Source organism: Salmonella sp. SJTUF15581, assembly GCF_043356775.1.
Classification (GTDB): Bacteria; Pseudomonadota; Gammaproteobacteria; order Enterobacterales; family Enterobacteriaceae; genus Salmonella; species Salmonella enterica.
Window position 1 is genome coordinate 15958 of sequence record NZ_JBEUJY010000011.1, and the last position, 11128, is coordinate 27085.

Annotated in this window: 8 protein-coding genes; 3 read left to right on the forward strand and 5 right to left on the reverse strand. The window is 54.9% G+C overall.

Going from position 1 to position 11128, the window contains the following annotated elements:
• The first annotated feature begins 297 nt into the window (after positions 1 to 297).
• Entirely contained in the window at positions 298 to 1878 is a 1581-nt protein-coding gene (locus ABVN36_RS17660; protein WP_000454713.1) for a TerC family protein, read from the forward strand.
• Between the two features lie 85 nt (positions 1879 to 1963).
• On the opposite strand, the gene asmA is transcribed toward ABVN36_RS17660, so the two are convergent.
• From asmA to udk, 3 genes are all read right to left on the reverse strand, one after another.
• On the reverse strand, positions 1964 to 3820 hold the full coding sequence (gene asmA / locus ABVN36_RS17665; protein WP_023138390.1) for an outer membrane assembly protein AsmA: 1857 nt from the start codon (positions 3818 to 3820) through the stop codon (positions 1964 to 1966).
• 38 nt (positions 3821 to 3858) lie between these two features.
• Complete coding sequence (gene dcd, locus ABVN36_RS17670) at positions 3859 to 4440, reverse strand: dCTP deaminase (RefSeq protein ID WP_001234783.1); 582 nt, start codon at positions 4438 to 4440, stop codon at positions 3859 to 3861.
• Positions 4441 to 4530: 90 nt separating this feature from the next.
• The gene (gene udk, locus ABVN36_RS17675; protein WP_000132082.1) at positions 4531 to 5172 is read right to left on the reverse strand and encodes a uridine kinase; all 642 of its coding nucleotides are present in this window, start codon (positions 5170 to 5172) and stop codon (positions 4531 to 4533) included.
• A 330-nt stretch (positions 5173 to 5502) separates the two neighbouring features.
• On the opposite strand from udk, the gene ABVN36_RS17680 reads away from it, so the two are divergent.
• Positions 5503 to 8493, forward strand: a complete 2991-nt coding sequence (locus ABVN36_RS17680) for an MASE1 domain-containing protein (protein ID WP_023138389.1) — start codon at positions 5503 to 5505, stop codon at positions 8491 to 8493.
• Here the strand turns inward: ABVN36_RS17680 and alkA are convergent.
• Entirely contained in the window at positions 8461 to 9330 is an 870-nt protein-coding gene (gene alkA / locus ABVN36_RS17685; RefSeq protein ID WP_023138388.1) for a DNA-3-methyladenine glycosylase 2, read from the reverse strand. The two genes, ABVN36_RS17680 and alkA, sit on opposite strands and share 33 nt — an antisense overlap.
• A 133-nt stretch (positions 9331 to 9463) precedes the next feature.
• Here alkA and yegD point away from each other — a divergent pair, with 133 nt between their 5' ends.
• Positions 9464 to 10816 carry a molecular chaperone gene (gene yegD / locus ABVN36_RS17690; protein ID WP_000469628.1) on the forward strand — a complete coding sequence of 451 codons (1353 nt, stop codon included), beginning with the start codon at positions 9464 to 9466 and terminating at the stop codon, positions 10814 to 10816.
• 98 nt (positions 10817 to 10914) lie between these two features.
• On the opposite strand, the gene ibsA is transcribed toward yegD, so the two are convergent.
• Complete coding sequence (gene ibsA / locus ABVN36_RS17695) at positions 10915 to 10974, reverse strand: type I toxin-antitoxin system Ibs family toxin (RefSeq protein ID WP_001805500.1); 60 nt, start codon at positions 10972 to 10974, stop codon at positions 10915 to 10917.
• Positions 10975 to 11128 lie beyond the last annotated feature (154 nt).

Below are 11128 nucleotides of genomic sequence, written 5' to 3' on the forward strand. Positions count from 1 at the left end.
CAGGCAAGGTAACAAACCCGCCATTCTATATTTTTAAGATTAATATTAAATGAATTAACAGATGATTTTAGGATTTTATTGATGTTGACAATATTTATTTACTCCACTCCACCTGCGATATTTCCTAAATATATTCTTGACATTATTTAGTTTCCGACAGAAACATTACGGCTATTTTAAAGTTATTTTATAGCCGCGTAACAAAGATAAATTGCTCTGCGGCATTGCATTTTTCCGCCGTATTATCCATGATCGAATTGTGACAATTGTCATATTACAGAAGGTATTGCTCTTACTATGGAATGGATTGCCGATCCGTCAATCTGGGCCGGACTGGTAACGTTAATCGTTATCGAACTTGTTCTCGGCATTGATAACCTGGTCTTTATTGCCATCCTCGCTGAAAAACTACCGCCGGGGCAGCGCGACCGCGCGCGCATTACCGGCCTGATACTGGCGATGATCATGCGCCTGCTGCTGCTGGCGTCAATCTCGTGGCTGGTCACCTTGACTAAGCCGCTCTTTAGCGTACAGGCGTTAAGCTTCAGCGCCCGCGATCTGATTATGCTGTTCGGCGGCTTCTTCCTGCTCTTTAAAGCCACCATGGAGCTCAACGAACGGCTGGAAGGGAAAGATAGCGCCAACCCTACCCAGCGTAAGGGGGCGAAATTCTGGGCGGTGGTCGCGCAAATCGTGGTGCTGGACGCTATCTTTTCTCTCGACTCCGTGATTACCGCCGTGGGGATGGTCGATCACCTGGCGGTCATGATGGCGGCAGTGATAATCGCCATTAGCCTGATGCTGCTCGCCAGCAAGTCCCTGACCCGATTTGTGAACAACCATCCCACCATTGTTATTTTGTGCCTTAGCTTCCTGCTAATGATCGGCTTTAGCCTGGTGGCGGAAGGGTTTGGTTTCCACATTCCGAAAGGATATCTGTACGCGGCTATCGGCTTCTCGGTGATGATCGAGGCGCTCAACCAACTGGCTATTTTTAACCGCCGCCGTTTTCTTTCCGCTAACCATACGCTGCGCCAGCGCACAACGGAGGCCGTGATGCGGCTGATTAGCGGTAAAAAAGAGGATGCCGAACTGGATGCGGAAACCGCCGCGATGCTGGCAGACCATGACGACAGCCAGATTTTTAATCCGCAGGAGCGCAGGATGATTGAGCGGGTGCTGAATCTCAACCAGCGCACCGTAAGTAGCATCATGACGTCGCGCCACGATATCGAGCATATCGATCTCAACGCGCCGGAAGCGGAAATCCGCGCTCTGCTGGAAAAGAACCAGCATACGCGTCTGGTCGTGACGGGTGAAAATGAACAGGAAGATTTACTCGGCGTCGTCCACGTCATCGATCTGTTGCAACAATCGCTGCGCGGCGAACCGCTCAACCTGCGGGCGCTGATTCGCCAACCGCTGGTTTTCCCGGAAACATTGCCGCTGCTGCCTGCGCTGGAGCAGTTCCGTAACGCCAGAACCCATTTTGCCTTTGTCGTAGATGAATTTGGCTCGGTTGAAGGCATTGTGACATTAAGCGATGTCATGGAGACTATCGCCGGTAATCTGCCGAATGAAGTCGAGGAAATTGACGCCCGCCACGATATTCAGAAGAACCCGGACGGTTCCTGGACAGCAAACGGCCATATGCCGCTGGAGGATTTGGTGCAGTACGTGCCGCTACCGCTGGATGAAAAACGGGAATACCATACGATTGCCGGATTATTGATGGAATATTTGCAGCGCATACCACAAACCGGTGAAGAGGTTCAGGTGGGCGATTATTTGCTGAAAACATTGCAGGTAGAAAGCCATCGAGTGCAGAAAGTGCAGTTAATTCCGCTGCATAACGGCGAGCCAGACCAGGAGATGTAACGTCTGTTCGCCTGCCCCGGCCTGCTTACCAGGCAGGCCGGAGGCGCGTTAGCCTCGCCATCCGGCGCTGCCCTTTGGCCAAAAACTACAGCTTATTCAGCAGCTTCTTCACATCTTTACCGTTGCGGGTATCTTTATTGCGATCCGCCCAGTCATTGAGCCGACGCTTCGCCTCATCCTGTAAATGCTTACGCAATAACTGATCCACTTGCAGGGTATAGTTCAGCTCCTGCCACTTGCCATAGACGCGCAACGGCACCGGCGTCTCTTTCAGGAAGGTGATCAGGTTGCTATTGCCGTTCCAGCCGCCCAGCACACGCAGATTAAATTGTGTATCACAGCTCTGCTTAACCAGATCCAGCGTTCCGCTGCCGGTTAACGCCAGCATAGAAGATTGCCCGACCATGTCGTCGAGCGTCAGCGTGCCCTTATTTAGCGTCAGATCGGTCGTGAAGCGATCCAGTCGGGTCGCGTTGTCCATATTTTCCTGCGACTGCTGCGCGTCGCCGCCGCTTCGCTCTACGGCCTGCTGCACCAGTTGCTGGAAATTCATTCCTTCGAGGCGCGTATTGCTCATGTCAACATGCGCTTTTCCTTTCCAGCTGTGGCGAAATGCCTCTGCGTCAATATCCGCCCCGGAGAAATCGCCAACCAGCGACATCTTACCGGTCAGGCTAATCGGATAATTGAAGGCTTTCAGGATAGTCCCAATCTCAACATGGTTGAGGCGAGGATGGAACTCGATGCGTGGACTGGCGGTGCGGGCGTCCAGCGTGCCGGGCAGCGACATCTCTCCGTCGGCCAGTTTCCCCTGCAACTCGGTGATATCCAGCAATCCGGCCTGATTAGACATCTTCGTCGAAACCTGGGTAAAGTCCATTCCCCGCCAGCGAACTGAATCCGCCTGTAAAGCAATCTCCGCCGTAAAGCTTTGCAGCCCCTGATAAGGCGGCGCACCAACACGCGACGCGATAACTGGCCTGGTCAGGGGGAGCGTATTTTGCCCCTGCGACACCGCGCCGCCCGTCTGTGCCACGGCGCTATGATGCGGCAACAGGTTGTCCAGATTAAGCTTGCTGGACTGGAGGTCAATTTGCCATTCCGGCTGGTCCGCCAGCGTTACCTGAACTTGCCCGGTCAGAGAACTGTCATTCGCCGTTAAATTTAAGTGGTTAAATGAAAGACGTTTTTGCGCCTCCTGCCACTGCGCCTGCAATTGTCCCTGCCCCTCAATCCCCTGCGCCGGTAGATCCGCGCCCTGCAATTGCCAGCGCAGTTGCTCAATACCCGCGGTTAAATTATGCGGGTAATCGGAAGCATCCACCGTTCCGCTGAACGATAAAGCAAGATCCCGCTGATCGCGGTTCACGCGTCCCGAAAAATCAAACGTGCCGCGATGCTCGGCATCTTGTTCCATATTCAGACGAATATCACGCACCGTGACCTGATCATCATTTTCATGCTGGAAAACCAGCACGCTGTCGGCAACGCGCAGGCTACGAATATCAAACGACCAGCCGCGATCTTCCGCTACGTCCGGCAAGGTATTATCTTTCGGCGCGACCGGCGCATCATCGCTGCGTACCGCTTCCGTTTGCGGCGTCAGTTGAATCACCCCGCCTTTCAGCATCACCTGCTTAACATGAAGCTGATGACTCAATAGCGGCCATAAAGCGACGTCCAGGCGCATATTGTCAGCCCGCACCAGCGGTTCGCTGGCGCCTCGCGCCGTTAGCGTCATTCGCCCGGAAAGGATGCTGAGTTGCGGCCATACGTGCCAGCGCAGCGGCCCGTCCAGTTGCAACTGATATTCACTACGCGCGGCAACCTGCTGCACCATATAGGCGCGGAAATCATTCGGATTGACCAACAATACCAACGCAGAGAATCCGGCCACCAGCACGACCAGGAGAATCATCAGCGTCGTCAGAAATCGTCTCATGCTACCCTCAATGGACCGGCAGTATTGCGCCGAATGGCTCAGTCTTTATCAATCCGGCTGGCAACAGCGCCCTGCTGATCGCGATATTTGGCATCCTGACGGCGGTTATAAGGCCGCGCCGCCGGGCCGGACAGCGGCTCAAAGCTCAGCGCGCCGATGAGCATACCCGGACGCAACGCCAGCGGCAGCTTCCCGGAGTTGTAAAACTCAAGCACAATGCAGCCCGACCAGCCGGGATCGATCCGGTGCGCCGTCACATGCACCATCAGCCCCAGACGCGCCAGCGAGGAGCGACCATCCAGCCAGCCCACTAAATCCGGCGGCAGGGTAACGGATTCAAAGGTAACGGCCAGCGCCAACTCGCCCGGATGCAGATAAAATGCCTCGCCGTCCGGCAAAACGATTTCATCGCTCATCACGCGATCCAGCGCTGCGCTGACCTCATCTTTCGGCCCGCTCAGATCGATAAACGCCGCCGTATGGCCACGGAAGGTTCGAAATTTATTGCCAAGACGTACATCGACCGTCGCGCCGTTAATGCGCTCTACGGGAGGTCGCGGGGTGATAGACAAACGGCCTTCATCCAGCCAGGCTTCAATATCTCGGTCGCATAAACGCATGGCACTTTCTCCTTTCGCGCATCAAGCCCTTAAATCAAGCACATCAAGGGCTAACCAGGTTATCACTGAACGGTACACAATTCGCCAGATTTATTCAAAGAACTGGCTGATTTTCGCTTTCAGAATATCAATAGCGATGCGGTTTTTACCGCCGCGCGGCACGATAATATCCGCATATTGTTTGGAAGGCTCAATAAATTGCAGGAACATCGGACGCACCGTTTTCTGATATTGCGCCATCACCGAATCCATTGAGCGACCACGCTCGTTCACATCGCGTTTGATACGGCGCATCAAACAGATATCCAGCGGCGTATCGACAAAAATAGAGAAGTTCATCTCTTCACGCAAACGCGCGTCGGTCAGTAACAGAATACCTTCAAGAATAATCACTTTCTTCGGTTCTACGCGAACCGTTTCCTGCATACGGGTATGCTCAACATAACTGTATACCGGTAATTCAATCGCCGAACCGCGCTTGAGCGCCTGAAGATGCTGAAATAGCAGGCTGTGATCCATCGCATTCGGATGGTCATAGTTGGTTTTTACGCGTTCTTCCATCGACAGATGGCTTTGATCTTTGTAATAACTGTCTTCGGGAATAACGCCAATATGTTCGTCACCCACTTGTTCACGCAATTCGCGGTAAAGGGTACTGGCAATAAGACTCTTGCCGGAAGCCGATGCGCCAGCGATACCGATAATGACGCACTGATGAGACTGATCAGTCATAAATTTAGCGACCTGATTAACCTGGATGTAAGGAAGGGGGGCGCCGAAACGCCAAACGCGGCAATTATAGGGATTTCAGCAGCGCGATACCAGTCCGGCGCTATGCCACGGTGAATTTGTTGGCGGCGCATTCGACGTCGCGACGTAAAAGCGTTCAGTTTTAACGCGGGCAGCGGTTTTATCGACCCGTCTGGAGGAGGAATACGCCGGGAGCCACAATTTATATTCAGCCAGCGTATAAATCATTACGCGTTTATACTAGCATAATCACAGAGTAAACTGACGCGTCCGGTATTCCGCGACGTTACCGGCGATTCGGATAGAGTGGTAATGAGTAAACCATCCCAACATGTTTTCGTTACCGTCCCCCACCCGCTATTGCGTCTGGTCAGTTTAGGCCTGGTCGCGTTTGTCTTTACGCTCTTTTCGCTCGTATTATCGCGTGTCGGCACCCAACTCGCGCCGCTGTGGTTCCCCACCTCCATTATGATGGTCGCGTTTTACCGCCACGCGGGCCGTCTGTGGCCAGGGATCGCGGTCGCCTGCTCGCTCGGCAGCATCGGCGCCTCCCTGACTTTATTTCCTGCCGCCTCGCTTAACTTTAGCTGGACGGCAATAAATATTATCGAGGCGGCCACTGGCGCGATACTGCTGCGAAAACTGCTCCCCAGCTACAACCCCTTACAAAATTTGAATGACTGGTTTCGTCTGGCTATCGGCAGCGCCGTGATTCCGCCGCTACTCGGCGGCCTGTTATTTTGGCTGATAGCGCCGGAAGCGGTCGCCTCGAAAGCGTTTCTGATTTGGGTATTATCGGAAGCCATCGGCGCGCTGACGCTGGTACCGTTAGGTTTACTGTTTAAACCACACTATCTGTTGCGTCATCGCGACCCGCATCTGTTGCTGGAAACGCTATTGACGCTGGTCATTACGCTGGCGCTAAGCTGGCTCGCTATGCGCTATATTCCGTGGCCGTTTACGTGCGTTATCGTCCTGTTGATGTGGAGTGCGGTGCGCCTGCCGCGAATGGAGGCGTTTTTAATTTTTTTAGCTACCGTTATCGTGGTCTCGCTCATGCTGGCCAATGACCCCACGCTGCTCGCCACGCCGAAAACCGACGTGATGGTCAATATGCCGTGGCTACCTTTTTTAATGATCCTGCTGCCTGCCAATATGATGACGATGGTGATGTACGCGTTTCGCACGGAACGCAAACATATCACCGAGAGCGAATCCCGCTTTCGCAACGCGATGGAGTATTCCGCCATTGGTATGGCGCTGGTCGGTACGGAGGGTCAGTGGCTACAGGTCAATAAATCTCTGAGCCATTTTCTTGGCTATAGCCAGGATGAATTACGCACGATGACATTTCAGCAATTGACCTGGCCGGAAGACCTGAATAACGACCTTGAACAGCTAAACATGCTGGTGCGCGGCGACATCAATAGCTATTCCATGGAAAAACGCTACTACACCCGCAACGGCGATGTCGTCTGGGCGCTACTGGCCGTCTCGCTGGTTCGTCATAAAGACAATCAACCTCTCTATTTTATTGCTCAGATTGAAGATATTAACGATCTCAAGCAAAGCGAGCAGGAAAACCAGCGGTTGATGGAGCGAATTACACAGGCGAACGAGGCGCTGTTTCAGGAAAAAGAACGGTTGCACATCACGCTTGACTCTATCGGAGAAGCGGTGGTGTGTATTGATGTCGCGATGAATATCACCTTTATGAACCCGATCGCCGAGAAGATGAGCGGCTGGCGGCAAGAGGATGCTTTAGGCGCGCCATTATTAACGGTTCTGCGCATTACGTCAGGTAATAAGGGGCCGCTGCTGGAGGATATTTATCGCGCCGACAGGTCGCGATCGGACATGGAACAGGAGATAGTGCTCCATTGTCATAACGGCGGCAGCTACGATATTCATTACAGTATCACGCCGCTCAGTACGCTTGACGGCGATAAGATTGGTTCGGTTCTGGTTATCCAGGACGTTACCGAATCACGAAAAATGTTACGCCAGCTCAGCTACAGCGCAACGCATGACGCCCTCACCCATCTTGCCAACCGCGCCAGTTTTGAAAAACAGCTTCAACAGCGCCTGCAAACAATACAGGAATCGCCTCAACATCATGCGCTGGTGTTTATCGATCTGGACCGTTTTAAAGCGGTTAACGACAGCGCGGGACATGCCGCCGGCGATGCCTTATTGCGCGAGCTCGCGTCACTGATGCTCAGTATGCTTCGCTCCGGCGATCTCCTGGCCCGTCTGGGTGGCGATGAGTTTGGCCTGTTGCTGCCGGATTGTAATAGTGACAGCGCGCGCTTTATCGTGACGCGGCTTATCAACGCCGTTAATGAGTATCACTTTATGTGGGAAGGACGCCTGCATCGGATCGGCGCCAGCGCCGGGATCACAATGATAAATGAACATAACTGCCAGCTCACAGAGGTCGTGTCTCAGGCCGATATTGCCTGCTACGCCGCGAAAAATAGCGGTCGAGGCCGTCTGACCGTGTACGAACCACAGCACGCATTAACCTCCTCAAAGGGAATGATGCCGCTGGAAGAACAGTGGCATATGATTAAAAATAACCACCTGCTGATGCTTGCCAGAAACGTCGCGCCGCCGCGTACGCCGGAGGCCACCAGCTTTTGGCTGGTCTCACTCAGGCTGTGGACCAGCGAAGGGGAAGTGATGGAAGAGCGCGCGTTCCGGGCAGGGTTAGCCGACTCCGCGCTGCATCACGCGCTTGACCGACGGGTATTCCATGAGTTTTTCCGCCATGCGGCGACCGCCGTCGCCAGCAAGGGATTAAGCGTTGCGCTGCCGCTGTCCGCCGCGGGATTATACAGCGCGACCCTTATTGATGAGCTGCTGGAACAACTGGAGCATAGCCCACTGCCGCCACGGTTATTACACCTGATTATCCCGGCTGACGTTATCGTTAAGCAGGCGCAGACCGCCGCTGCGACTCTGCGAAAACTGCGGCAACGCGGCTGCCAGGTGATTCTCAGCCATGTCGGGCGCGATTTACAGCTGTTTAATTTACTGACCCCGCATATCGCCGATTATTTACTGCTGGATAGCGACCTTATCGCCAACGTTCATGAGAATTTAATGGATGAAATGCTGACCTCGATCATCCAGGGACACGCCCAGCATCTGGACATCAAAACGCTCGCCGGGCCGGTACAAAACCCACAGGTGCTGGATACGCTCTCCCGTATTGGCGTGGATCTGATTTATGGCGACACTATCGCCGAAGCGCAACCGCTGGATTTGTTACTGAATACCAGCTATTTCGCTATCCATTGACGGTTGCCAGCCGTGGGTATACCAGATATGCAGTAGCGCGTAGGAACGCCACGGTTTCCAGCGCTCCGCGTAGCGACGGATCTGCGCGGGCGTCATCCCGGCGAAGCGCTGCTTAATTAAGTAATCATCGGGCAAAAAGATATCTTTTGCCTGCCAACCGCGCAGGGCGAAATAGTTCGCCGTCCAGCGGCCAATTCCCGGAAACGTTTGTAAATTTTTAACGCTCTGCTCAATATCCGGCGGCGCGGCGAGCGCCAGTTTTCCCGCCAGCGTCGCCTGCGCCAGATGAATCAGCGCTTCGGCGCGCCGCAGCGGCATCCCCAGAGCTTTAAGCGCCAGCGGATCGGCCAACGCCAGCGTTTCCGGACCGGGAAAACAGACATAATCGGGCGCATCCGGCAACGCCTCGCCATAGCGGCGCGCCACTTTCGCCGTCAACCTTGCCGCCATCGCGACACTCACCAGTTGCCCCAGTATCGCCCGCACGCCTTGTTCAAACGTATCAACCGATCCCGGTAAACGCAGCCCCGGTCTGTCCTCGCCCAGTGGCCCCAGCACGGCGGCAACCTGCGCGGGCTGGCAGTCAAGATCAAACAGACGCGAAACCTTCGCCAGACACGCCGGCGCGACGGGAAGTAATCCGGCGCTCACGCTAACCTGCACAGTGTGGGTGGGCAGATGGGGCCTCACGCTGACCAGTCCGCGATGCTCGCCCACCACCAGGCTGCGCGCATAAAAGCCCTCGCCTACCGTTTCCACGCCGTCCACCGCACGCGAGGCAAGAAAGCCCAACATCCACGACCAGTCGTAAGGTGGCTGCCAGCTCAGGGTAAACATACTTTTCTCCTTTATTTGACCTTTCAGCATAAACGCTAATCGCACGTAACGCCTTGCTTTCATATTCCAGTTGTCGCCGCGACGACATTTCGCTAAAGTCACGCCCCTTCTTCACTGGCATGGGGATTTTAAGGTGTTTATAGGATTTGATTACGGTACGGCAAATTGCTCGGTCGCCATTATGCGCGACGGGCATCCACAGTTGCTGACAATGGAGAATAACAGCGCATTACTGCCGTCTATGCTGTGCGCACCGACGCGCGAAGCGGTGAGCGAGTGGCTGTATCGCCATCATGATGTGCCGGCAACGGACGAAGAAACCCAGGCGCTGCTGCGCCGCGCGATACGCTACAACCGCGAGGAAGATATTGAGGTTGGCGCGCAAAGCGTACAGTTTGGTCTGGCGTCGCTGGCGCACTATATTGACGATCCCCAGGAGGTCTGGTTTGTCAAATCGCCGAAATCCTTTTTAGGCGCCAGCGGCCTGAAACCGCAGCAGGTCGCGCTGTTTGAAGATTTGGTCTGCGCCATGATGGTACATATTCGTCATACGGCGCACAGCCAATTGCCGGAGGCCATTACCCAGGCAGTGATCGGTCGCCCGATCAACTTTCAGGGACTCGGCGGCGATGACGCGAACCGCCAGGCGCAGGGTATTCTGGAGCGGGCGGCAAAACGCGCCGGTTTTCAGGAGGTGGTATTCCAGTATGAACCGGTCGCGGCGGGCCTGGACTACGAGGCTACGCTGCGGGAAGAGAAGCGTGTGCTGGTCGTGGATATTGGCGGCGGCACCACCGACTGTTCCATGCTGCTGATGGGGCCGCAGTGGCGTCAGCGCGCCGATCGTGAAAACAGCCTGTTGGGACACAGCGGTTGCCGCGTGGGCGGAAACGATCTGGATATCGCGCTGGCCTTTAAAAATCTGATGCCTTTGCTGGGCATGGGCGGCGAAACCGAAAAAGGCATCGCCCTGCCGGTGCTGCCGTGGTGGAATGCCGTGGCGATTAACGACGTCCCGGCGCAAAGCGATTTTTACAGTAGCGCGAATGGTCGTCTGTTGAACGATTTGGTTCGCAACGCGCGTGAAGCAGACAAGGTCGCGTTGCTGCTCAAGGTCTGGCGTCAACGGCTTAGTTACCGCCTGGTACGCTGCGCGGAAGAGAGCAAAATCGCCCTTTCCGGCCAGGCGGATGTTACGGCGAGGCTGCCATTTATCAGCGACGACCTGGCGGTCGCTATCAGCCAGCAAGGACTGGAAGCGGCGCTGGATCAACCGCTGGCGCGTATTCTGGAACAGGTGCAACTGGCGCTGGACAGCGCGCAGGAAAAACCGGATGTCATCTATCTGACCGGCGGCAGCGCCCGTTCGCCATTGATTAAAAAAGCGCTTTCCGAACAGCTACCGGGCATACCCGTCGCTGGCGGCGATGATTTCGGCTCCGTCACCGCAGGACTGGCTCGCTGGGCAGAGGTCGTTTTCCGCTAAGCGCCTCGCAAGCCCAGCGCTGATGGATTGACATTATTCTTGATGTGGCTTAACGTCAGGAGTGAGGGTAAGGGAGGATTCCTCCTCCCCCTGGTGTCTTAGTAAGCCTGGAAGCTAATCACTAAGAGTATCACCAGTATGATGACTACCTTCATCATAACCCTTTCCTTATTTTGGCCCCTTCCTCGGGAGGGGCTTTCCCGTTTCAGCGTCCTGCTGAAATCGGTGGCTTACCTTCATTGCCGTGCCGCCACTTTACCGCACTCCGGCGCGTTAACGATTTTCACCGATGAGAGTTGCGTAGCGCCTCGC